Origin of the sequence: Okeania sp. SIO3B5 (assembly GCF_010692555.1) — a bacterium.
Lineage (GTDB): Bacteria > Cyanobacteriota > Cyanobacteriia > Cyanobacteriales > Microcoleaceae > Okeania.
The window spans coordinates 1-24,750 of sequence record NZ_JAAHHG010000116.1 but is presented as its reverse complement, the minus strand read 5'-3'; the positions used below and the strand labels follow the sequence as shown (position 1 = coordinate 24,750).

Genomic DNA, 24,750 nt, shown 5'->3' with positions numbered 1-24,750 from the left:
TATTACAATCTATGATTATCCATACTTTATTTTATGCTACTAGGATTCAAAACTGAGTTACACCCTACAAATCGGCAAAAAACGTTACTGGCTAAACACGCAGGTGTAGCCCGTCATGCTTATAATTGGGGACTATGGTTGACTAGAAACATCCTTAATCACAATTCAAATAATCCTGATAGTAAACTTAAATTTCCTACTGCAATCGACCTGCATAAACTTTTAGTAGCAATGGTTAAACCTAATAATTATTGGTATTATGAAGTGTCAAAAACAGCTCCTCAATATGCCTTGAGATATTTATCCGTTGCTTGGAAACGTTGCTTTAGCAAAGTGTCTGATCAACCTAAATTCAAGAAGAAGGGTAGAGATGATAGTTTTACTTTAGATGGTTCTATATCCGTAGATTTTAACCGTATAAAATTACCTCGGATTGGATGGATTAAAACCTATGAAATACTGCCAGATAATGTTACCCCTAAGTCTGTAACTATTAGCAAAAAAGCTGACAGATGGTTTGTTAGTTTCAAGATAGAAACTAGCCCTCAAATTACTGAGAAGTCAGTAGATGTAGTTGGAGTAGATTTAGGAGTAAAATCTCTAGCTACCTTATCCACTGGTGAAGTTTTTGTTGGTGCAAAGTCTTATAGAAAGTTAGAAGCAAAACTCTCTCGGTTGCAATATCTGAATCGACATAAAGTCAAGTTTTCATCTAATTGGAAAAAAGCTCAACTCAAGATAGCTAAACTACATAGCAAAATAGCCAACATTAGAAAAGATACATTGCACAAACTAACTACTTACTTGGCTAAAAACCACAGCCAGATAGTAATAGAAGACTTAAATGTATCAGGAATGATCGCAAATCACAAGCTAGCTAAGGCTGTTGCTGATATGGGTTTTTATGAGTTTCGCAGGCAGTTAGAGTACAAATGTGAGTTATATGGTTCTGAGTTAATCATCGTTGATAGATGGTTTCCTAGTTCTAAAACTTGCAGTAGGTGTGGAACTGTTAAAGAGTCTCTGTTTTTATCAGAGCGCGTTTTTAATTGCGAACACTGCAATTTTAGCTGTGATTGCTCCGCAACGCTAGCGCGAACGAGACTTGAATGCAGCGTTAAATTTAGCTATGGCGGTCAGTTAGACCGTGACAGCTTGCGGACTGGATAACGCCGACGTTGCCAGGTTGAAGCAGGAATAGAACAGATTATCAGCAAGAAAATCATAGATTTATGTAGATAATCGTAGGTTTCTAAGAACGGTGATAGTGGTTTAGTAATTATTGCTCGGACAGATGCTCGTGCGCCATTGGGTTTGGATGAAGCTATTAAGCGGGGGCGTGCTTGTGTTGAAGCTGGTGCAGATGTGGTTTTTATTGAAGCGCCTCAGTCGATAGAAGATTTGCAGGCGATCGGTACTGCTTTTAAGGATGTATATTTATTTGCCAATATGATTGAGGGTGGAAAAACTCCGGTTTTATCGGGTGAGAAGTTGGCAGAAATGGGTTTTAAAATTGCGGTTTATCCTTTGTCGGGATTGTTTTCTGCTACTAAAGCAATGATGAACTGTTATCGTCAATTATTTGAAAATGGAACTACGGCAGGTTTGACAGATATTGTTTCTTTCCAAGATTTTGAAGAGATTATTGAAGTGCCTAAATATCGAGAGTTGGAGCGGAAGTTTTCAGTTGATTAAATTTGTAGGGGCGAATGGCATTCGCCCTTATAAAACCCATTTTCCGTTGAAATAGGGAGGTTGCATAAACATCCCTACAGAGTTATCAATTAAAATATTTTAGGAAAGAGTAACGATGCCAAATCTAACAATAAAAGACCTAGAAAAATTAACAACCGAAAACCCAGACAATCAAATGGAATTAGTCAGGGGAGAAATTACCATTATGAGTCTGTCAGGTTTAGAGTCAGAAGAAGTAGGAATAGAAATAGCCGCATAGTTACGCAACTGGGTTAGACCTCAAAAACTAGGCAGGGTGACAGGTTCCAGTGCAGGTTTTCGTTTACCAAATGCAGATGCAGATGTTCGTGCCCCCGATGCTGCTTTTATTCGGAGCGATCGCTTACCTCAAACCACGGAAAATTATGCAGAGATTTTACCGGACTTAATTTTTGAAATCAAATCTAGAACCGACTCTGTAACCAAACTCCGAGAAAAAATTCAAGAGTTTCTAACTTACGGCACTAAAGTCGGAATATTAGTAGATCCCCGCACTCGCACAATGGAAGTTTATCGCCCCAATAGTGAGAAAATTGTGCTTAGGGATGGAGATGTTTTAGAAGTTCCAGAAGTGTTGCCAGGGTGGGAATTACCTGTAGTTGAGGTCTGGGCACCGGAATTTTAAGATAGCGATCGCCAATTTTAGTTATCAGTTATCAGTTGTCAATGGGTAGCGTTGGCGAAGCCTAGCGGCAGCTATATCGCCAAACTAACTCCAAAAAATAATCCGTATATCCGTGGCATAATCAGTGTCTAGCTACTCGGGAGCGTTGGCGAAGCCTAGCGACAGCTATATCGTTAATAATATGTTAAAATCTAAATAAGTCTATTTCTGTTTAATAATTTAAAAATAATAATTGTCCTGAAAAATGACTCAAAATCCGACTATAGAAGAAATAAAAATTCTGATATTTCAGTTACCTATTCAAGAACAAATAACACTTATAGAAGAACTTGAGGAAAGATTAGAAACTCTCACCATGATGCAACTAGCAGAAACAGGTTTTTCAGAGTGGAACGAACCAGAGGAAGATATTTACGATGTCGAATCCTAAACCTCAAGAAATTTGGTTAGTTCGCTTCCCTTTTAGCGATTTAACTTCTACAAAAGTTAGACCTGCACTAATTTTAGCAGTTCATAGAGAAGAAGCTATTATTTTAGGTATATTCTCGAAAGTTACTAACAGTAATTTACCAAAAACTTGGGTGTTAATGTCAGAAGAAAATCCTAATTTCTTACAAACAGGTTTAAAAAAGACTTCATTGATTAGGGCGGATAAAATTGCTACAGTTAGCAATTCAGTTTTTCACAAAAAAATAGGATACTTACCATCAGAAATTCTTGTATTGGTACAAGAAGCAGTAAAAATTTCCCTGAGTATTCCTTAAATAAATATAGTGTCAATGGGGAGCGATCGCTAATTTCAGTTATCAGTTGTCAATGGGGAGCGTTGGCGAAGCCTAGCGGCAGCTATATCGCCAAACTGACAAAAAAAATCAAATGAGTTTAGCTATTAGCTTAGGATTTTAATCCTTGTCTATCTTGGCTATCCCAGGAACTTTTCGATAGATTAATTCAATCTGGCAATTAAAATCTACACTAGCAAAATTAACTTTTTCTCCCCTATTATAAGTCTGAGAAATCCAATTTCCTTGTTCATTTTTCCGAAAACATTCTACTCTCATCTCAGACTGACTAACTAATACATATTCTTGTAAACTTGTAGCTGTTTGATAATCAGTAAATTTGCCTCCTCTATCAAATTTAGCTGTGCTGGGAGACAAAATTTCTATGATTAGAGAAGGATAAAGAATAAAATCTTCAGGTGAACTTAAATCTCTTTCATCACAAGTTACTGCTACATCAGGATAATAATAACAGTTAGCAACTTCAAGTCGAACTTTAATATCCAAAGGAAGTACAAAACAGTCATTATCGCGCAGATGAATATTTAGTTCTGTTACTAAATTACTAGCAATAAGAATGTGGGGTTTCTTTGCCCCTACCATTGCATAAATTTGGCCTCGTCTATACTCATGTTTAATCGGACTTTGTCGCTCTCCTGCTAAATAGTCTTCTGGAGAAACATAGAATTGATTTTGGTTAGCTATCATTAGGTTTTCTTCTGCCATTTTTACTATTATATTATACCAATTTTATAAATGTTTGCTACAAATAGATAGGGTATTTATTAGAATCCAGAATTCAGAATCCAGAATTCGTATGGGGATAGATTTAATACCATTTTTGATGTTTTAAATTATCTTTTTCGTCAAATATACTTTATTTGAAAGTTTATTTATGATTTTTATTATTCGTAACATTCTTTTTTCAAAATGGTATTATACAATATTAGCTATAGTTTAATCAAAAGAATCTCTAATTAGATAGAGTTTTCATTATCCATTAATTATGATTGCAATTAAAAATTCTCAATATATTACCGCTCAAGAATATTTGGAATGGGAAGAAAAACAACCGATTAAATATGAATATATTGACGGTGAAATTATAGCCATGACTGGGGGTACTATTCCCCACAGTGAAATTGTTGCTAATCTGACAACAGCATTAAAAAATCATTTGCGCGGGAAAGGTTGTAAAGTCTTAGTGGCAGATGCAAAAGTGGAAATATCTGAACAAGGACCATTTTTTTATCCTGATGTAATGATTAGTTGTGATGAACGAGATAAAAAGGCAAGAAAAGCAATCGAATATCCTTGTTTAATTATTGAAGTTTTATCTCCAGGAACAGAATCTTTTGACAGAGGAAAAAAATTTCAAAATCATCGTCGCATTTCTACTTTGAAAGAGTATGTTTTGGTGAGTGCTAATGAAATGATGGTTGAATGTTTTCGGTTGAATGAAAAGGGAGTATGGGAGTTTTATTCTTATTTGGAAGGGAATAATATTGAGTTGAAAAGTGTTAATTTGAGTTATCCTATAGATTTAATTTATGAGGATGTGTTTTTAGGGGAATAATTGTCATTTCAGTTATCAGTTATCAGTTGTCAATGGGGAGCGATCGCCAAACTAACTCCAAAAAATAATCCGTATATCCGTGGCCAAATCAGTGTCTAGCTACTAGGGAGCGATCGCCAAACTGACAAAAAAAATCAGATGACTTTAGCTATTAGCTTAGGATTTTAATCCTTAGTTCATGAAAAGTTTTTAAGTACCATAATTTCTGCTTTTGTGCAAAAAATTCCTAAAAGTCTGATAATTTACCACTTATTAACTTTTTTGGTACATTACCTAGTATAATTAAAATATATAATTTAAAACCATAACGTTATACTTATGACTATTTCATACATTAGTACTACAGAAGCAGCTTTTCTGCTAAATATTTCAACAGGTAGATTGCGATTTCTACTGAATACTAATCGTGTTGTTGATGCTAAAAAAGTCGGGAGATTTTGGAGAATTCCTCTGAACCGTCGGGGAATGCCAGAAATTACACCAGGTCGTCGCGGTCCTCAAGGGACTTGGAATAAATTTCAACGTAAAGCCAAGACTATCGTTCATGTTCTAAGAAAAACTATAGACTACAACAGAGATCATAAAACTAAATATGCAGCAGTAGCTGTGAAACTGGGAGATAAAAAAGATTATTGCCACGCTCTGAAAATTCACGGTTCTTGCGAAATAATTTATCAACCCCATCAACCAAATACAAGTCAAGCTGGAGGTGCCAGGCTGTGGCTTGAAGTAGAGCCGAAAACTATAGTAGAGCGAGTGTACTTTAGTGATGGAGATTATGGTCCGCCACCAGAAGTAGTTCAGCAGCGTGCAAAAGCTAAGAAGCCAAAAAGTCAGAAGAGAAAATCGAAAAAGAAAGGAAAAAAGTAAAGTAGTTAAATATTTGGTTTGGAAACGAGAGTTCCACAAGCAGTGCCTGGGTTCTGCTTAATTTTTTGCTGTCTATAGAACCTATTTGGGAACTAGGAGTCAGGAGTCAGGGGTCAGGAGGGAAGAGAATTTAGGAAGAGTTGGAGATCGCCCCTGAATTAGAAGTCAGGAGGGAAGAGTTGGCGATCGCCTATTTCCCTCAAATAAAATTGATTTGAAATTACCTCATTTCAACTATTCTCTAAAGATGATTTCTCCATGTCTGATATTATTTGCAAACTCATTTCATCAGATAAATATTCTTGATAAATAATCCAGTCATCTTGAGATGACTTTAGCATTAGCTTAGGATTTTAATCCTTGTCTATCTTGGCTATACCAGGAACTTTTTGATAGATTAATTCAATCTTGCAATTAAAATCTACACTGGCAAAATTAACTGTTTCTCCCCTGCTATAAGTTTGAGAAATCCAAATTCCTTGTTCATTTTTCCGAAAACATTCTATGCTCATCTCAGACTGATTAACTAATACATATTCTTGTAAACTTGTAGCAGTTTGATAATCGGTAAATTTGCCTCCTCTATCAAATTTAGCTGTGCTGGGAGACAAAATTTCTATGATTAAAGACGGATCAAGAATAAAGTCTTCAGTTGAACTTAAATCCCGTTCATCACAAGTTACTACCACATCAGGATAATAATAACAATTAGCTTCTTCTAGTCGAACTTTAATATCAGAAGTAAGTACAATACAGTCATTATCCAGAAGATGATTGCCCAATAATCTGCCTAAATTACTAGCAATAATAACGTGGGGTTTCTTTGCCCCTACCATTGCATAAATTTGGCCTTGTCTATACTCATGTTTAATCGGACTTTGTCGCTCTCCTGCTAAATAGTCTTCTGGAGAAACATAGAATTGATTTTGGTTAGCTATCATTGGGTTTTTATCTGCTATTTTTACTGTTATATTATATCATAACTATAGTTGGAAAGAGCGATCATCTCTTCATCAAGTGTAGGTTGGGTTGAGGAACGAAACCCAACAATAGGGTTTGCGGAAAAAACCAGAGAGTGGGAAAACCAGAGCGATCGCCTATTCATCAGGAGTCAGGAGGGAAGGGTTGAAAATCGCCTATTTACCTCAGATAAAATTGATTTGAAATCACCTAATTCCAATAATCTTCTCAAGATGATTTCTCCATTTCTGATATAGTCTGCAAATTTCTTTCATCAGATAATTCCTCTTGTCAGTTTTCCCTGAGAACTTGCTTAAAAAATATTGATAGTTTCTCTGAACAGTTTGAGTATTGGGATGCTCTTCTCCTAGCAGTTGCTTTGTAATTTCTAAAGCTTCCAAGAACAAAAATTCTGCTTCTGTGTATCGCCTTTGGTTAGAGTAGAGTAGTGCCAGATTATTGAGACTTCTGGCAACATCAGGATGTGAAGAGCCTAGCAGTTGCTTTGTTATCTCCAATGCTTCTAGAAACAAAGGTTCTGCTTCTGTGTATCGCCCTTGGGAGTTGTATAGTTGTGCCAGATTGTTGAGACTTGTAGCAACATCAGGATGTGAAGAGCCTAGCAGTTGCTTATACATCCCCAGTGCTTCTAAATACAAAGGTTCTGTCTCTGTGTATCGCCTTTGGTTAAAGTAGAGACTTGCCAGATTGTTGAGACTCATGGCAACATCAGGATGTGAAGAGCCTAGCAATTGCTTATACATCTCCAGTGCTTCTAAATACAAAGGTTCTGCTTCTGTGTATTGCCCTTGGTTAGAGTAGAGACTTGCCAGATTGTTGAGACTCATGGCAACATCAGGATGTGAAGAGCCTAGCAATTGCTTATACATCTCCAGTGCTTCTAAATACAAAGGTTCTGCTTCTGTGTATTGCCCTTGAAAGTAATATAATTGTGCCAGATTGTTGAGACTCATGGCAACATCAGGATGTGAAGAGCCTAGCAATTGCTTTCTCATCTCCAATGCTTCTAAGTACAAAGGTTCTGCTTCTGTGTATCGCCCTTGGTTAGAGTAGAGACTTGCCAGATTGTTGAGACTCATGGCAACATCAGGATGTGAAGAGCCTAGCAATTGCTTTGTTATCTCCAATGCTTCTAAGTACAAAGGTTCTGCTTCTGTGTATCGCCCTTGGGAGTTGTAGAGTAATGCCAGATTGTTGAGACTTGTAGCAACAGATGGATGTGAAGAGCCTAGCAATTGCTTATACATCTCCAATGCTTCTAGGAACAAAGGTTCTGCTTCTGTGTATCGCCCTTGGGAGTTGTAGAGTTGTGCCAGATTGTTGATACTGGTGGCAACAGATGGGTGTGAAGAGCCTAGCAATTGCTTTCTCATCTCCAGTGCTTCTAAATACAAAGGTTCTGCTTCTGTATATCGCCCTTGGAAGTTGTAGAGATTTGCCAGATTGTTGATACTGGTGGCAACATCAGTATGCTCAACTCCCAAACGACTGCGAGTAATATCCAAGCATTGCTTATGCCAAGATTCGGCTAGTCCATATAACCCTTGACCTGCATAAAATCTGCCAAGGCGGGCGAACAGCCAGACCAAATCTTCATCCCCAACCGACTGTTGCATCTCAGTTGCTGTCTCAGCCAAGTGAGGAATAGACAAGGTTAGTTCTTCTATCTCTGCTTTTACTGGAGTCTCAGGAATTTTTTCTGCTTCCACCAGAATACCCCAACAAAACTGATACCTCAACTCATCGACTTCTTCCATCTTCTCCAACTTGTCTAGGAAATATCGACGTACCAATTGATGTAATTGATAAGTTTCCTCCGCAGTCTGTTGAATCAAGTTTAAATCCAACAAACTATCTTCCCTCACATCCTCCCAAGCGCTGATAAATTCTTCCTCCTGAGTTTCACCTCCAGACAAACACTGTTCCACTAAACTCCAACGTATAGGAGCTAAGGCAAACATACTCAAGAAACAACCCAAATACCTTGCTCTCTCATCTAACTCCTGCCAACTTAATTCCAAAGCAGCTTTCACTCCTCTTTTCGCTGTCATTTCTCCCGATCGCTTCTGTAGCGCAGGCAAATCTAAAGCTTGTTTCTCCAACTCCCCTATCATTCTTGCCAACTTCCACCCAGAACGCCTCTTGAGAAAACGCCCCACCAACTCCAACCCCAAAGGTAAATATCCCAACCACTCACAGAGTTGTTTAGCTTCCTCTCTTTGCTCTGCCACGCGAGACTCACCAATTAACACCTCCAATAACTCCAAGGCAGCACCCTCATCCAATACTTCCAAACGCAAATTTTCAAAAGATTCTGACAACCAATATCTGCGGGTAGTAATTAGCAACTTGAAACGCTTTTCCTGTGGAGGTAAATAACCTGCAATTTCCTCATACTTATCCACATCATCCAAAATAATTAGCACATCTCCCGCAGGTTGCCAGTTTGACCAACAGTAGTCAAGATACTGTTCCAAAGTCCAACCTTCTGCCGGAAATAGCCCTAGTTGAGTCTCGGCAAAATCTAATAACTGTTCTATAACACTCCTTTCCCGAACCCCGATCCAGCAAATTCCACCAGGATAAGTCAATTCCTTTTTAGATAAGAGAGCGTACTGGAGTGCCAATTCTGTCTTGCCTACTCCTGCCATCCCCGTGACTACTGCTGTGATGGAAACTCGCTCCTTTTCCTGAAGTTGGTCATGTAATGTTTTGAGGTCTCCATCTCTACCGACAAATTTGACAGCACCAGTGCGTACTTTCTTCAGGTTATTAGGAAATTCTGCTGGCTCCCCCTTCCTTGGCAGTCCTTTTGTTTTTGTGTCAAAATAATTATTTTCATTTATTGTATTAGCAATCTTTAAGTTTTCAATTTCTCCCTCATTGACACCTACACCAATACCTACACCATAATTTTTATTGATATCAACAACCTTTTTCTCTCCAGTATTTCCTGACATATTTGCATCTCTTTTAATTTAGAATTTGGCATTTTTAGGACTTACGCATAACCACCAAACATAGTAAGAGTTAACGGCCGTTAACCCCTACAAATGGTCTATAATTTTATCTCATCTTTTGAGTAAGTCCTGATTTTATTTAATTTGTTTATTCTTTTGCCAATCTTCCAACGCTCCAATAATAAAACTACTAGCAGGATGATTAAGTAATTGTTCAACAGCAGCAACTCCACCAGCTTTTATAGCATTAAATATTCTTTCTGCCTTAGTTGGATTATTATCAATTTGTGTAATTACTTCCGTAGCAATTTTCATTCTACCCGCCGTTGTATTCGATTGATAAGTTTCATCTAGTTGCTCTAGTATTTCTTGAATATCTTTTGCTGCCTCTGCTAAATCTTGCTGCTGAAATTCATTAATTGTATGAGCAGACTTGAAGTTGTCAATTTTTCCACTGTTGGTACCTACACCAATACCTACACCATAATTTTCATTGATATCAACAACTTTATCTCCAGTATTTTCTGACATATTTGTATCTCCTGAATTACTATTTAATTATTTCCCAACAACTCTATTGCATTTCTAAGTAAGCGTAAGGTAAAGTGCTGGAGATCCCCCCTACCCCCCCTTGACAAGGGGGGAAACAGGAAGTCCCCCTTTTTAAGGGGGATTTAGGGGGATCTTTTATGTACCTCACCAGGGTGAAAAAGGCTATATTGTGATTTAAGTTTAACGCAACAAGAAGTTAAAAGTCAAAGGAAATATTTTAGAGGTTTAAAACCTCAACTGAGACACTCAAAAAATCAACAGCGCAACAACAACTAAATTAATAATGCGTTACCGAATAATTAAGGTTTAAAACCTCTCCTTTAAAGGAGAAAAAATAAAAATTTTCCCTACCGCGTCAATCCTCTTTTTTTCAAGGAGAGGTAATTGTTAATTATTAATTATTAATTATTAATTATTAATTGTGGATCAACCTACCTTTTTCAACCTCTGTTCATTGTAAACAATACCTAAATTATTGAAAATCATTTCCCAATATAGAGGATAACTTTCCTTAGTATAAACCTCTTGCGCTCTAACAAAACAAGCGATCGCCTGTTCCAAATTATCTTGTCTATCTCCTATTATCCTGTCGAGATAAGCATTACCCAGATTATTTTGAGTAGTTGCCCAGTCTGTAGGGAACTGTTCGCGAGTACGGACTTTGAGAGCTAAATTATAACAAGCGATCGCCTGTTCAATATTTTTCTGTTGCTCTCCTGCAATACGATCATGGTAAGCGCTACCCAAATTATTTTGAATACTTGCCCATTCTTGAGGTAGCTGTTCTAGAGTTCTGACTTTTAAAGCTTTCTGATAACAATTAATCGCATTCTCTAAGTTTTCTATTCTTTTCCCCATGCTACGTTGTTGATAGGCATTACCAAGATTATTCTGAGTGCTTGCCCATGCTTCAGGTAATGTAGAGTAAGTCCTAACTTGAAGTGCTTGACAGTAGCAAGCGATCGCCAATTCGATATTTTCTTCTGAGTTTCCGACAGTGCGTTTGTGGTAGCTAGTACCCAAATTATTTTGGATAGTTGCCCAAGTTACCGGAAATTTTTGACGGGGTAAAACTTGTAGAGCTTTTTCATAACCTACAATTGCTATTTCTACGTTATTACTTTGATTACCAAAAGGAAACTGTAAAATTAGGTTACTCAAATTAACAATATCTAGAGCAACATTTTGTGCTAATTGAGGCTCCATTTTTGGGAAATTTTCTCCAGGCCAAGTTCGTAGCACTGTTAGGAAATTTTGATTCAGCTTATCTTGATTATATTCTAGTACAGAATACACCGCTTCAGGTTTTCCTTCATTGTCTGAAATTACTTGTAAAATTTGCATGAGGAAATTTCGATATATTTCCCGATCTATAGGTTGGGAAGCATAATCTAAGTTAGTCTCTAACATTGTCGCCAAATTTTGCAACCATTGAGCATTCAATTTACCCATTTTGTCGTTCGTTTGTGCTATTTGTTTCATTACTTGAACTAATTTATGGTCTATCAAATTTTGATTAGCTTGCAAAATTTTATTTTCATTACCACTAGGACAAACCAATAAAGATTGAACGAGACCAACATAACTAGAGATACTTTGTTGATTCATGATTTTTTCCTCAGAGCTTTTTTATAGACACAATTACCTTTATCTAGTAGATATATTGTTTTTCTATTTGAAATTAATGCTTACCCTGATGAAAAATTTTTATAGTAGTCGAAGAAAAGGGCGCGGAAATATCAAAAGCTTAAAACTTAGACAAAGCCAGATTTTTCCTTCTTCGTTTTTCCTTTTTCCTTCTGCTATAACTAATTGAAATATAGCAATATGATTTGAGTTGTGAGATATTGAAAACTTTTAGGGAACACCGGATTTGGGAACAGGGAACAGAGAAGAAGAAAAAAATGTATCATCTGAATATAATAATTGCTATATTCTATACTTTTAAGGAACATCTCAATTCTCACAACTGATTCCTGATTGCTATATTAATTATTATTGTAGCATCATGATTTGATTTGTAAACATATAGCGCTACGCGCAAGGCAACAGGCAACAGGCGAATACAAAAGGGTTTCAGCTTCTATTCATGTCAAACACCTTAATGCGTAATGCGTAGCGCTATACCTTTGAAGGAAACAGGCAACAAATAATCAAGTATATAAAGATTTGCTGTAGAGAAAGAGCTACAGCAATGTGCGCTGGCATATTTACAAATGACAATAACTGTCCAATAGCTAAAAGCCTTATATTATCGGTTTTTTATTCCCCTCCTGGGAGGGGTTAGGGGTGGGTTGCCTGTTGCCTTCCGGAGCTGTTGCCTGTTGCCTTCCGGAGCTGTTGCCTGCGCACAGCGCTATACATTTTTATTTCCTCATTTTCAGATAAATTTAAGAACTCAAAGTTTTGCTAATATCATTTTTTGATTAAGCTGTGTTTAATAAAAGATTAAACATTAATATAGTGGAGTGGCACACCTAAACAGGAAAATTTTATATCTCAATATTTAACTTTATACCAATTTTATGTGAGGCTGCATAGAATTAGGTGTTAGGTGTTAGGTGGCACATAATTATGAAATTTGTTAACTTGTCTGTCTTTAATTTACAGGCAACGCCTGATTAAAATATTGTTCTATGCAACTTTATATTAATTTGGTATTACTCAATATTTAACCTTACTTACTGTATACTTCCTTTGATAACAAATTTTTTCCGTAAAACTTGAAATTTGGAACTAAAAAATCTTAATAAAGTTGATTAATTTTTGGTTTATAGCAAAGAAAGAGTTGGTGAGAATATATCAAAAGCTTAAAAATCAGACAACGCCAGATTTTTCCTTCTGCTATACCTTATAACTTTTGTGGAGCAAGTGGCCTAATCTATACTCAATTTGGCCAAAATTATCAAAGTTATCGCTATTGATACAGTATTTCATACTTTAGACACAAAGTGATGATAATCTATTTCAAAATACTATATTTGATGGCCAGTTGCTCTTAACAACCTTTTACCAAAAAATTAAGGTATAAAGCCTCTCCATTCATGGAGAAAAAAGCAGTCGTTTTGCTACGCAACATGTTTGCGTTTGCGCAGCATCCCGTAGGGAAGCATGACCTAGGAAAAAGCGGAGCTTCCCGGAGGGTGGGATGGCGAGGAAACCTGCGCCATATCCATGAGACCAAGAGAAGAAAAAAAATCCTTTTAGCCAATCCTCTTCTTTATAAGAACAGGTAATTATTAATTATTAATTGTTAATTATTAATTATTGAAGGTAGCTTTGCTCGAAGTAGGCAATAGAAAGGAGACCTCCTTAATATAGTAGTCGAAGGAAAGGGCGCGGACATATCAAAAGCTCAAAACTCAGACAAAGCAAGCTTTTTTCTTTTTCCTTTTTCCTTTTTCCTTCTTCCTTCTTCCTTCTGCTTTTTTTAAAATTTCTTGAGACACCCTAGGAGAAATACCCATCTAATGACAAAATTAATTATTCAAATTCCTTGTTACAACGAAGAAGAGTCTTTAGGAGTAACTCTTGCTGCTTTGCCCAGAAAGTTAGCGGGAGTAGACACGATCGAATGGTTAATCATCAATGACGGTAGTCAAGATCGAACAGTTGAAGTTGCTAAAGAATATGGAGTAGACCATATTGTGAGTTTCCCCACTAACCAAGGTTTAGCAAAAGCATTTATGGCAGGTTTAGAAGCTAGTCTCAAAGCAGGAGCAGATATTATTGTAAATACTGATGCTGATAATCAATATTGTGCCGATGATATCCCCTACTTAATTCAACCTATTATTTGGAGTCAGGCAGAAATTGTAGTTGGGGAAAGACCAATTTGGCAAACTAAACACTTTTCTCGTAGTAAAAAATTACTACAAAAATTAGGTAGTTGGGTAGTAAGAATAGCTAGCAATACAAATATTCCTGATGCACCTAGTGGTTTTCGTGCTTTTAGTCGAGAAGCTGCCATGCAACTTAATGTTTTTAATGCTTATACTTACACCCTAGAAACAATTATTCAAGCAGGGCAAAAAGGTATGGCAATAACATCAGTTCCTATCAGAACAAATAATGTATTACGACCTTCTCGACTGGTAAGAAGTACCCCTTCCTATGTGTTGCGATCGCTCTTTACTATCCTCAGAATTTTTTTGCTTTACAAACCCCTACGTTTTTTTCTAATGTTAGGAAGTATACCATTTAGTTTTGGGGTAATTTCTGCTATCCGTTGGTTATTTTTCTTTTTTAGTGGATATGAAAAAACTAGGGTTCCAACTTTGATTTTAGCAACAATTTTAATTTTAGTAGGCTTTCAATTATGGTTATTAGGTTTAATCGCAGATTTAATGGCAGCAAATCGTAGAATCATGGAAGAAATTCAAGTAAGAATGCGAAAGCAAGATTTTCAAAAGAAGGAAGAGTTCATTAATGGATAATGGATAATGGATAATGGATAATTACCTCTCCCTTTTAGAGAGAGGATTGACTAAAAGGAAAAAGTTTATTTTTTTTCCCTTAAAAGGGGGAGGCTTTCAACCTTAATTATTTAATTATTTAATTATTAATTCTTCGAGAAGAGGAAAGAGGAATAAATACTATCTCAATGTAGATTTTATTAGGTTGGTGAGGTATAGTAAAAAATTGATATTTGAGAGCTAACTTTTAAGAATTATCCAATTAATTTTTAGTCAGAAAATTATAATTATTCACAATATAAAGTAGTAAAAATATAAATATGCAAGACGATAGTTAATCCATAGCTGACATTGAAAAAAAAGGAATAATAAAGAAGAATAAATATTTTATCGGTCTAGCTTCTATTCGACTTGTAAAATACAGTAAAAAAATAATACCTAAATTTTAATAGATCTAAAATTAATTTTTAGTCAAATAAATAAAGTAGAGAAAATTATTCACAATATAAAGTAGTAAAAATATAACTATGCAAGACGATAAACCATCCGTTATAAATCAAACCGATCTATTAAAGATAGAGTCTAATTTATCCGAGGATAAAAATACTATAAGTGATACCAAAAAAGAACAGATTAGAGATTTATTTGCCAGAGAAGCACTTGCTCAAATTCCTAAAATTTTGACCTTGCTAGACCGCAATTATCATAGTCCTACCTACGGTTGTTTCGACCGCAATTTTTGGCATTACAAAATTATAGACTTTCCTAGTGGCATGGCTCAAGAGTTCGTCTTACCTTTAGCTTTAGCCTATAGCTTAGATATTCCTAATAATCAATTTTATTTGCAAGAAATGATATATAGATGGGCAGAAGCAGGCATATTATATGCTGCACACACTGCTCATCCTGATGGTTCTTGTGACGATTATTTCCCTTTTGAAAGAGCTAGTGGAGCAACAGCTTTTTCTTTATTAGCTAGTATTGAAAGTTATCAAATATTGGGATTAAATAACTATGAAGTACTCAGCTTTTTTGAAAAACGAGCAGATTGGTTAGTCAATCATTATGAAAGTGGTAATTTAGCTAACCATGAAGCATTAATTGTATTGTCCTTAGAATTGTTGAGTAAACTATTAGAAACCTCAAAATGGGAGGCAACTAAAGCAGATCGTCTGGAAAGATTATTAAGTTGGCAGAGTGAGGAAGGATGGTTTACAGAATACTCTGGTTTTGACCCTGGTTATCATACTTTAACTATATCTTGTTTAGCCAGAATTTATGAATTAAACCCCAGTGAAAAACTCAAAAATTCTATTACTACAGCAGTAGAATTAGCTGCTCAATTTATTCATCCTGATGGTTCCTTCGGTGGAGAATATTCTAGTCGCAATACCTATAACTTTTTTCCCCATGGATTTGAATTAATAGGTAAATGGTTGCCCGCTGCTTTGTCTATTAACGACCAATTTTTAGTGGGCTTAAAAAATGGTCTAGCTCCTTGTTATGCTGACGATCATATTATTGGTCATCATACCTGGAATTATTTATTAGCATGGCAAGATTTTATTCAAGAAAGACCTGCTGATGTGAATCGCGATATTGCTAGTCTTTGGTTAAAAGAAGCTCAAATTTTGATCAAACGTAGACCAGGAACAGAATTATATGTAAGTATGAAAAAAGGTGGTGTTTTTAAGCTATTTCGCGACCAAAAATTAGTTGTTTCTGATACTCATTTATCACTCCAAATAAAAAAAGGAAATAAAACCTTAAATGCAGTTAGTCATTTAAGTGATGATTATGATGTAAAAATATCTCAGGATGAATTGGTTATTTCTGGTAATATGGGTTGGGCGAAACAAACTCAAATGTCACCTATTAAGTTAATCATTCTCAGGTTTGTCATGTTAACTTTTGGGCGTTTTTTCCCTAATTTTATTCGGAAAATATTACAAAAAATTCTGATTACTGGTAAGCAAGATGCACCTTTCCATTTCACTCGCCATTTTAAGTATGAAGATGGAATTTGGTACATTACAGACGAACTTTTTGCTAAATCTTGGTGGGATGTAATTAGCGCAGCTATTGGTTCCGATCAGACCTCTATTTATGTTGTAATGAGTCGTACTTTTCAAGTTAATCAATTACAACCTTGGCATGATTTAACAACTGAAATTAAAAAACTTTCTCCCGGTCAATCTTTGAAAATTGAGCGCAAGTTTTAAGTAAGCACTCAGCCGTCAGCAATCAGCTATCAGCTATTACTTTTAGTTTACTATCAAAGCTTTATTAATTGTCTTATATCATGTTCGGTTGAATACTTATAAATAACTGTTGTGAGGAGTCAGGAGTCAGGAGTCAGGAGTCAGGAGGGAAGAAAGGAGAAAAAGAGGAAATATTGGAGAAAAGTAAAGATAATTTCAGTATTTCTTTGGTACTGTCGATACTATCAGTCATTAAATTTTATTTATAATATCAAATCCGTTTAATTGGACATAAAAAAATTCTTCAATCGTCATAACTATGCTCATCTTTGTAATTCTTTCTCCTCCTGACTCCTGACTCCTGACTCCTGACTCCTCCTAACTTAACCATTCTATGGCTGTTTAACCGGATTTGATATAACTGATTATCCGAACATGATATTACTACAAAAATTGCCTCCCTTACCCTTAAAGTCAATTGTTAATTTAAACACTGTCCTTAAGAAGAGAATCTTGTTGCTGATAGCTGACAGCTAATAACTGAATGCTTACAGTTTTAACTTGATTGATTCTTACTTATAGAAATTTCATAAAATATTGCTACAATGAAGAAATAGGAAATAGGGAGGAAAAAAAAGTTCCATAATAATATACCATAGGTAACAGAGAAGAAAAAGTTTTTTATAGCTAATTAAATGACCATAAAATGATATATTTATAGTTTTTTAACTTAAAAATGAGACATTTTTTCGTCTGAAACTTCCTCAGAGTAAGAAAGCTTTGTCTCAATCTAAAGTTAAATGACTATAAAGTGAAATAGTATGAGTGAAAGAAAAAAATATTTTTAACTTTTAATATTTGTGGTATTATATCATGTCCCGATAATCAGTGATAAAAAACCTTTTCCCTTCTAACCTTTTCTTTCCTCACAGGAGTGCGCATTCCCTTGCGTCTGACGCCGACGCGGGGTCGCACCGCTTCTGCCTCCAGCATAGCTGCCTTCTGCCTTACCTCCTCCAAAGCGTAAGTATTCAACCGGACATGATATTATATGTGAGTAATTTAACTTTTTGGGCGGGAATCAGCAATTAATATTATGTTTGCTTGAATACCTAATAAATATAAATTAAAGATCGGTACTTATAAAGATAAGGAGAATTGTATCCGTTTCGTATAAGTCAAAATTCAAAAATCTTATATTTTATTGATAATACGCTGATTAGGAGACAATATGATACTAATTATCAATCTTGCTTATTTAGATGAGCAAGTAAATTGATAACTTCTTTCACTCTATTTGTTTCCCATTCTCCACTCTTATTAATTCAGAAAAATGGTACTATCTATTAGTAAAAAATAAAAGGCCAATGACAGAACAGTCATCAATATCTCCTTTAGCAGAGGCGCTATTAAACAAATATGATTTTGACCTCGCTGATGAGACTTCTGACCAACTTATTACTCGTTGGCACAATAAATATAAAATGGAGTGGCTTTCCTTAGCAGTGGTTGAGGCACTATATCTTGGACGTTACAAAGCTGTCTGTGTTGAGCAAATATTGACACTATGGGAACGTCGTGGTCAACCTGTTTATCATTTCAATTCTGAATTTCAAAATATTATTACTAAAAATATTCTCACAAATTTAACATCTCAGATAGATACTCAGTCTTTACCAGCAGAGAAACCTCCTTTATCTGAGTCAAAACCTCCTGAGTCTTCTACATCTACATCAGTCGATCCATCTTCAAACCCCTTCAAGGCAAGCTCAAAAAATACAGCTCAAGATGTGATAGAGCAACTTCCAGTAAAAACAACTCAGTCTAAGATCAAACACACCGATTTTTATACTAAACTAAAAGCATTTGTCAAAAATAGTCAAGCATCGCGATCGAATCAGAGCAAACCAGATTGAGTTAAATAGACATAATATCATGTCCGGTTGAATACTTACACTTTGGAGGAAGGCAGGAGGCAACCCACCCCTAACCCCTCCCAGGAGGGGAAGGCAGAAGGGAAGAAAAGGTTAGAAGGGAAAAAGGTTTTTATCACTGATTATCCGGACATGATATAACACTTACGCAGCAGAACATATTTCCGTCATTGCGATCCATAGGGAAGCAATCTCAAACGCTACTTTTTCGTACCTAATGTGTAATATCAAATCCGCTCGGGTTCGGTATAAAAAAATTTTCATCTTCACCTAAAGAGCAAATCTTTCTAAATTCTCTTTTCTCCTGACTCCTGACTCCTGACTCCTGACTCCTAGATTAACTATCTAATTACACCGATGCTACCGGATTTGATATAATACCATTTCTCCATGAAGTTGCGCTTAATAAAAGATAACAGCTATTAGTAAAATTCAGGTTTTGGTAAGAATTATTAAGTGCATTGTTACAGAGAAATGGTATAAGTCCTGAATAGTAATTGTCTTAAGGCGATCGCTTAAAAATCTATAGCGTTAGCGGAGCTTTGCGCCAGCGTTCTAAATTAGTAGGTGCTATATATAGTGTCTTTGTGTAATATCATGTCCGGATAATTAGTGATAAAAAAACCTTATCCTTTGGAACCTTTCTTTCCCTTCTGCCGTCTTCCTTCCCTCCTCCAAAGTGTAACTATTCAACCGGACATGATATAAGTCCTAAAAACATTATTTCATAGCAAATTCTCTTTGGGAACATAATAAAATCAATCAATGTCATTGTTTCATATACCAATCAAACAGTCTCTCATTGAAAATATGAGTAAAGATACTAACTGGATTAAATACTTACCAGTAGGAATAACTAGGAATAAGATTGATAGCTCAACCAGCTTTTGGTAGTTCAATTTGTAGTTTCCCTGAGCCTTTACCTCCTACATTAGGCAATAATACAATCATTTGATTAATTAATCGCTTAAAAATTTATAGCGTTAGTGGAGCTTTGCGCCAGCGATCGCCTAAATTAGTAGGTGCTATATATAGTGTCTTTGCGTAAGTCCTAAAAACATTATTTCATAGCAAATTCTCTTTAGGAACATAATAAAATCAATCAATGTCATTGTTTCATATACCAATCAAACAGTCTCTCATTGAAAATATGAGTAAATATACTAACTGGATTAAATACTTACCACTAGGAATAACTAGGAATAAGATTGATAGCTCAACCAGCTTTTGGTATTTCAATGTGTAGCTTCCCTGCTCCTTTACCTCTTACATTAGGCAATAATACAATCATTTGATTGATGAATCGCTTAAAAATTGATAGCGTTAGCGGAGCTTTGCGCCAGCAATCTAAATTAGTAGGTGCTATATATAGTGTCTTTGTGTAAGTCCTAAAAGCATTATTTCATAGCAAATTCTCTTTGGGAACCTAGTAAAATCAATCGATGTCATTATTTCATGTAGCAATCAAACAACCCTTCATTGAAAATTATGATTAAATATACTAGCTGGATTAAATACTTACCACTCGGAATAACATTGATAGCTCAACCAGCTTTTGGTAGTTCAACGTGTAGTTTCCCTAATCCTTTACCTCCTGCATTAGGCACTAATACAATCATTCCTTTCCCTGTACCGAATCTTTCTTTTCCTTGTTCTGAAGCACCTATCTATACTTCACCTGTAAATAGTTCTTGGACTGGAACTTGGGTAGGAACAGGTGCAGATTTACCTTGGAGAAATGTAGGTACATTTAATGTTACGGGAAGTGCTACAGGAAGTGGATTTGTAGGAACAACTACTTTCGACTTTCTTACTAATCCACTACCTGTAGGAACTTATTTTAACTTTGGAGATGTAGATAACGGAAGTGCAACACGTCAAGAACAATTTATCTTACAAGCTTTTGACCCATCTGGTAATCTAATTACTACTAATTGGTTAAGTGAAGCTTTTAGCGTTAGAAGTAATTCCCCTTTCTCTCCTACAGACTTACCTAGTTCTGATTTTAGCTCAGGAATTTATACTATTGATGGTATGAATGTACCTGGTAATCCATCTGTTAGTTTTACTCTCGCTAGTCTTGAGGAAATTGGTACCCTAGTTATTCAGAAAAACCAAAGCAATAATGGTTTTGGTCTTCGTGCTCCAACTCCAACTGAAAATCCTACAGATGTTCCTGAAACTACTTCTTTATTAGGTTTAGCATTTATTGGTTTAATGGGTTTCATTTATCGCCGTAAATGTTAATTAAACCAGTTATTACATTTTTCAAGAAATATAAAATCCACTAATCTCTAGCTAATAGTGAATTTTATAGTTCATATAAATCAGGACTTACGCATAAGGTACGAAAAATTAGAATTTGAGATTGCTTCCCTGTGGGTCGCAATGACAGAAATACGTTGCAGTTGCGTAAGTCCTATAAATAAAATATGACATCTATAGTTGTTTGAAATAAGAATGAGACACTTTTTTAGCTGAAACCGTTTCACAGCAAGAAATTATCGTCTCAACCTAAACTAAAATGACTATAGTTTTGCTATGCAAGAGTTGCTCCATTTTAGTGCCAACCCGACAAATTTTTGTTGCAGATATTTTCTGGCGATCGAGCAACCAATGCGATGCAGTTTATTTTTTCACTCGGCGAATTTCTGAGCAAAAAGAAGCTAAAGTAAAACCTAATGGTCTTTTAACTACACTGGTGCGTAACCGTAAATTAGGCATCAGATACCAGAAACGTTCCTCTGCATATAAATCTTCCGACTCAGTAATAAATGTTAAAACATCATCACCTCCCATAATGTATCGACCACTGATACTTGTATTCTCACCATCTCCTTTATCCTGCAATAATTTACCTTGCTGGGGGTCGTCAGAATTAGGAAGAACTATCAACATTGTTGCACCTATATCTTTAATTTGCTCTCGGTTGATAGTACCATTCCAGTTAATCTGCACTCCTAATAATTGATCTAAACTTGGGTCAATTTGATGTTGTTCGCACAACTTGATGACTTTGGGGTTTGTTTTTTCTAGTATCTCAACATTTACTTCTGATTTGCCTGCTTGCAATTCCCCGGAGACTAAATTGTGAATCGTGCGTTGGGAAAACCATTCACCTGCACTCAATTGCAAAAATTCGATAATGTCCATTAACTTGCTATATTAATTCTGAATCAATACTATTGTTGCACTGATTGGCATATATATAGGGTTTGCTGAAAAAGTCTTTTTTAAGGAGTAGGGAACCCACCCCTAATATCATGTTCGGTTGAATACTTACACTTTGGAGAAAGGAAGGCAGAAGGCAACCCACCCCTAACCCCTCCCAGGAGGGCAGGGCTGTTTCATTCTCGATAGACACGGGGACGCGGGGACACACCAGACACGGGGATAGAGGCTTTTAAGCGACGTTAAACCAAATATTCTCTCAGAGCTTAAAGGCGCTTATTTGCCGATTTTTCAGCAAATTTTGGCAAATTTCACTATTCTACTATTCCTTTATCTTCCGTTCTCTCGCTCATCGTTAATCTACAATACTTTGAAACAGCCCTGCTCCCAGGAGGGGAAGGCAGAAGGGAAGAAAGGCTTAAAAGGGATAAAGTTTTTTTATAACTGATTATCCGAACATGATATAACCCCTCCGGTGGAGGGGAAAAGGGGAGTAGGGGAGTAGGGGAGAATTTTTTTGCCCAACTATGCGCTAAAAATGCTAACTTTTTGAGCATGAAGAGCTGAAAACCATGTACTTTTTCAATATCTAAAAAGGCTAAAACCTTTATCTGGCAATCATTTGAAATTTAATCAGCAAACCCTATATAGCAGAAGAAGGAGGAAGAAAGAAGGAAGAAGGAAAAATATTGGGTTGTCTGAGTTTTACAGCAGTTTTTATTTCGGTAGACCACAGTAGGGATGTTGTATACAACGTCCCTACAAGGTTTTGGTTATGGCAATGTGGTTCATCAATTAGCGAAAGTGCTGTAAGCTTTTCATAAAATTAAATAATTATGTATAATAGACTTGATTTATATTTTTTTTGATGTTACTAATTTTAATTTAAAAGTTGATTGTCACAAATTAAGAACGTAGCGATCGCGTATCTTCAGAAAAACTATATAACTGTAAAAAAATAATTATTTCACTAGCTAAATTAGTCACAATAGACATAGAGATGAAAAATAATAGATATCTCCAATAATAAAAAGTAAAATTAATTATTACAGAGAAATTATCAATTATTTTCCCCTACTGCCTACTGCCTACTGCCTCTTTTTTGGACATATCTAATGTAGAACTATTCCATGAAAACTGATAACTGATAACTGAAATGACCATCTCACTACTCCCTATCTCCTAATTAAAAAGATATATAGCAAACTTTTTAAATTTTGGTATTAGGTAGTATATAAGGTACAAATATTAACGATATGGTACGGGTATCTTGCCCCCCTACAGATGTACCTCGCTGAGATGAAACATCCTGTAATTTTTATTATCGTAAATATATCCGTTTTTTTGGGAGGTAAAAAAAATAAAAAATCAAACTATAGCTCGATCCCAGCAACAGTAGATGAATCAAAAAAGAGAATTTAATTGGACTAAAAAACCATAATTGTGACGATAACTATTTTCAAAAATATCATATTGTGGTAAGTATAAAGGTTAAGCTATGCTATTAAAATTATTACCTAAATAACACGGGAGCATGAAAGCCATCGTCTCTTAAGCGATGGATGAAAGGCGAGGAGTCGGATTTTAATCCGATGTATTTTATTTTACCGAAAAGCCAGGTTGAAGGCCCCGTGTTTTAACCGGGGGATGAAAACAACTGAGTCGTTTAGAGTAGACAACTAAAGTACTCCTGTGTTATTATTACTCAGGGGTAAGCCGTCCAGCCCTCCTTTCAAATGTACTCTTGTCAGCAAGTTTTAGTAGGTAAAAATCCCGAATTAATTGCTATCTTAACATTCTTATGTGAACAGTCTCACAAGCTCACTAACATGGGAATATATTATGCCAGACAACTATATTTTAAGTCTCAAAAAGGCATTGGCAAGTATGACTTAGAAAAGGTATACAAAAAGAACAATCACTATAAAGTTCTACATTCCCAAGCAGCACAACAAATATTGAGAACTGTAGCGGAATCATTTAGGTCTTATTATGGTCTAATAAAAGCCTATAGTGAAGGAAAAATCTTAGAAAGACCAAGGATTCCTAACTACAGAAAAAAAGGAGGAATAGCTACAGTTAGTTACCCCAAGCAAGCGTTAAAACTTAAAAGTAATAAAATTAGAGTGCCACTAGGTAATACTTGTAAGCGCTGGTTTGGTCTAGATTGCTTTTATATTCCTATGCCGAGTAATCTTAACTTTACTTCTATTAAAGAGCTGAGGATATTACCGATAAATAAATGTTTTACCCAAGAATTTGTCTATGAAAAAGAAGTAGTAGTTAAACCTCAATTAAATCAAGACAATGTATTAGGAATAGATCATGGTGTAAATAATTGGTTGAGTTGTGTATCTAATGTAGGAACAAGCGCGGGTTATAGATGGGAAACACCCACCCCTTTGGTTCCCCTCCCGGGAGGGGATAGGGGTGGGTTGGTACAACAAACAAGTATCAACTATCAAAGAAAATCAACCAACTGAATTTTGGTCAAATAAACTAGCTGCCATTACAGAAAAGCGTAACCGCCAAATGCGATTTGGGTATAAATAAAGCAGCCAGAATAGTCATTAATCATTGCGCACAAAAATTCTATTGGTACAATTGTTTTTGGTTGGAATAAAGGTCAGAAAAATGAAATAAAATTAGGAAAAAAAAGTAATTCAGAATTTGTACCAATTCCCACAGCTAGACTCAAAGAAAGAATAGCTCAGTTGTGCGATGAATATGGAATAATATTTATAGAAACACCAAGAAAGTTATACAAGTATTGCTTCGTTTTTAGATGGTGACTATCTGCCTAATTATGGTGAGAAACCCGATGATTGGAAACCATCACCGAAAAGAATAAAGCGTGGTTTGTATAGAAGTAGTAATAATTGGTTAATTAATGCAGACTCTAACGGGGCTGCAAATATAATTGTGAAAGTAAGCCGCAAAGCTGTAGGG

General features: G+C 35.7%; 18 protein-coding genes and 2 pseudogenes. 13 read left to right on the top strand and 7 right to left on the bottom strand.

Annotated elements, in window-relative coordinates; translation table 11 throughout:
- The first annotated feature begins 33 nt into the window (after nucleotides 1–33).
- The 6 genes and pseudogenes from F6K54_RS17265 (at nucleotide 34) to F6K54_RS17240 (ending at nucleotide 3,123) form a co-directional block, all read left to right on the top strand.
- A complete protein-coding gene (locus F6K54_RS17265) occupies nucleotides 34–1,170 on the top strand; it encodes an RNA-guided endonuclease TnpB family protein (RefSeq protein ID WP_293079623.1) in 1,137 nt (378 codons plus the stop codon).
- Nucleotides 1,171–1,275: 105 nt separating this feature from the next.
- Nucleotides 1,276–1,695 (top strand): annotated as a pseudogene (locus F6K54_RS17260) (oxaloacetate decarboxylase); the annotation flags it as partial.
- 115 nt (nucleotides 1,696–1,810) lie between these two features.
- The gene (locus F6K54_RS17255; protein ID WP_293079620.1) at nucleotides 1,811–1,954 is read left to right on the top strand and encodes a hypothetical protein; all 144 of its coding nucleotides are present in this window, start codon (nucleotides 1,811–1,813) and stop codon (nucleotides 1,952–1,954) included.
- A 12-nt stretch (nucleotides 1,955–1,966) separates the two neighbouring features.
- Nucleotides 1,967–2,359: pseudogene (locus F6K54_RS17250) on the top strand (Uma2 family endonuclease); the annotation flags it as partial.
- A gap of 244 nt (nucleotides 2,360–2,603) precedes the next feature.
- Complete coding sequence (locus F6K54_RS17245; RefSeq protein ID WP_293079617.1) at nucleotides 2,604–2,789, top strand: hypothetical protein; 186 nt, start codon at nucleotides 2,604–2,606, stop codon at nucleotides 2,787–2,789.
- On the top strand, nucleotides 2,776–3,123 hold the full coding sequence (locus tag F6K54_RS17240) for a type II toxin-antitoxin system PemK/MazF family toxin (RefSeq protein WP_293079614.1): 348 nt from the start codon (nucleotides 2,776–2,778) through the stop codon (nucleotides 3,121–3,123). The genes F6K54_RS17245 and F6K54_RS17240 overlap by 14 nt, the downstream gene beginning before the upstream one ends.
- Before the next feature lie 138 nt (nucleotides 3,124–3,261).
- On the opposite strand, the gene F6K54_RS17235 is transcribed toward F6K54_RS17240, so the two are convergent.
- On the bottom strand, nucleotides 3,262–3,849 hold the full coding sequence (locus F6K54_RS17235; RefSeq protein WP_293079627.1) for a Uma2 family endonuclease: 588 nt from the start codon (nucleotides 3,847–3,849) through the stop codon (nucleotides 3,262–3,264).
- A 298-nt stretch (nucleotides 3,850–4,147) separates the two neighbouring features.
- Here F6K54_RS17235 and F6K54_RS17230 point away from each other — a divergent pair, with 298 nt between their 5' ends.
- Together F6K54_RS17230 and F6K54_RS17225 are read left to right on the top strand one after the other, a co-directional pair.
- Nucleotides 4,148–4,717, top strand: a complete 570-nt coding sequence (locus F6K54_RS17230; RefSeq protein WP_293079611.1) for a Uma2 family endonuclease — start codon at nucleotides 4,148–4,150, stop codon at nucleotides 4,715–4,717.
- Between the two features lie 318 nt (nucleotides 4,718–5,035).
- Nucleotides 5,036–5,587 carry a DNA-binding protein gene (locus F6K54_RS17225; RefSeq protein WP_293079608.1) on the top strand — a complete coding sequence of 184 codons (552 nt, stop codon included), beginning with the start codon at nucleotides 5,036–5,038 and terminating at the stop codon, nucleotides 5,585–5,587.
- A 353-nt stretch (nucleotides 5,588–5,940) separates the two neighbouring features.
- Here F6K54_RS17225 and F6K54_RS17220 read toward each other — a convergent pair whose 3' ends face one another.
- The 4 genes from F6K54_RS17220 to F6K54_RS17205 form a co-directional block, all read right to left on the bottom strand.
- Nucleotides 5,941–6,528 (bottom strand): Uma2 family endonuclease, encoded by a 588-nt coding sequence (locus F6K54_RS17220; RefSeq protein ID WP_293079605.1) that lies wholly within the window; start codon nucleotides 6,526–6,528, stop codon nucleotides 5,941–5,943.
- A 225-nt stretch (nucleotides 6,529–6,753) separates the two neighbouring features.
- Nucleotides 6,754–9,528, bottom strand: a complete 2,775-nt coding sequence (fxsT, locus tag F6K54_RS17215; RefSeq protein WP_293079602.1) for an FxSxx-COOH system tetratricopeptide repeat protein — start codon at nucleotides 9,526–9,528, stop codon at nucleotides 6,754–6,756.
- Between the two features lie 135 nt (nucleotides 9,529–9,663).
- On the bottom strand, nucleotides 9,664–10,059 hold the full coding sequence (locus F6K54_RS17210) for a hypothetical protein (RefSeq protein WP_293079599.1): 396 nt from the start codon (nucleotides 10,057–10,059) through the stop codon (nucleotides 9,664–9,666).
- Between the two features lie 447 nt (nucleotides 10,060–10,506).
- Nucleotides 10,507–11,688 carry a tetratricopeptide repeat protein gene (locus F6K54_RS17205; RefSeq protein ID WP_293079596.1) on the bottom strand — a complete coding sequence of 394 codons (1,182 nt, stop codon included), beginning with the start codon at nucleotides 11,686–11,688 and terminating at the stop codon, nucleotides 10,507–10,509.
- A 1,862-nt stretch (nucleotides 11,689–13,550) separates the two neighbouring features.
- Here F6K54_RS17205 and F6K54_RS17200 point away from each other — a divergent pair.
- Nucleotides 13,551–14,516: a glycosyltransferase family 2 protein gene (locus F6K54_RS17200; protein WP_293079593.1), complete on the top strand. Its 966-nt coding sequence runs from the start codon at nucleotides 13,551–13,553 to the stop codon at nucleotides 14,514–14,516.
- Nucleotides 14,517–15,022: 506 nt separating this feature from the next.
- A complete protein-coding gene (locus tag F6K54_RS17195; RefSeq protein ID WP_293079590.1) occupies nucleotides 15,023–16,717 on the top strand; it encodes a hypothetical protein in 1,695 nt (564 codons plus the stop codon).
- 864 nt (nucleotides 16,718–17,581) lie between these two features.
- On the opposite strand, the gene F6K54_RS17190 is transcribed toward F6K54_RS17195, so the two are convergent.
- Nucleotides 17,582–17,731, bottom strand: a complete 150-nt coding sequence (locus F6K54_RS17190; RefSeq protein WP_293079587.1) for a hypothetical protein — start codon at nucleotides 17,729–17,731, stop codon at nucleotides 17,582–17,584.
- A 332-nt stretch (nucleotides 17,732–18,063) separates the two neighbouring features.
- Between F6K54_RS17190 and F6K54_RS17185 the strand changes: the two genes are divergently transcribed.
- Together F6K54_RS17185 and F6K54_RS17180 are read left to right on the top strand one after the other, a co-directional pair.
- Nucleotides 18,064–18,612 (top strand): hypothetical protein, encoded by a 549-nt coding sequence (locus F6K54_RS17185; RefSeq protein ID WP_293079584.1) that lies wholly within the window; start codon nucleotides 18,064–18,066, stop codon nucleotides 18,610–18,612.
- Between the two features lie 1,506 nt (nucleotides 18,613–20,118).
- Complete coding sequence (locus tag F6K54_RS17180; protein WP_293079582.1) at nucleotides 20,119–20,877, top strand: hypothetical protein; 759 nt, start codon at nucleotides 20,119–20,121, stop codon at nucleotides 20,875–20,877.
- 381 nt (nucleotides 20,878–21,258) lie between these two features.
- On the opposite strand, the gene F6K54_RS17175 is transcribed toward F6K54_RS17180, so the two are convergent.
- Nucleotides 21,259–21,783 carry a phycobiliprotein lyase gene (locus F6K54_RS17175; RefSeq protein WP_293079579.1) on the bottom strand — a complete coding sequence of 175 codons (525 nt, stop codon included), beginning with the start codon at nucleotides 21,781–21,783 and terminating at the stop codon, nucleotides 21,259–21,261.
- Nucleotides 21,784–23,537: 1,754 nt separating this feature from the next.
- On the opposite strand from F6K54_RS17175, the gene F6K54_RS17170 reads away from it, so the two are divergent.
- Nucleotides 23,538–24,284 (top strand): transposase, encoded by a 747-nt coding sequence (locus tag F6K54_RS17170; protein WP_293079576.1) that lies wholly within the window; start codon nucleotides 23,538–23,540, stop codon nucleotides 24,282–24,284.
- Nucleotides 24,285–24,750: the final 466 nt, after the last annotated feature.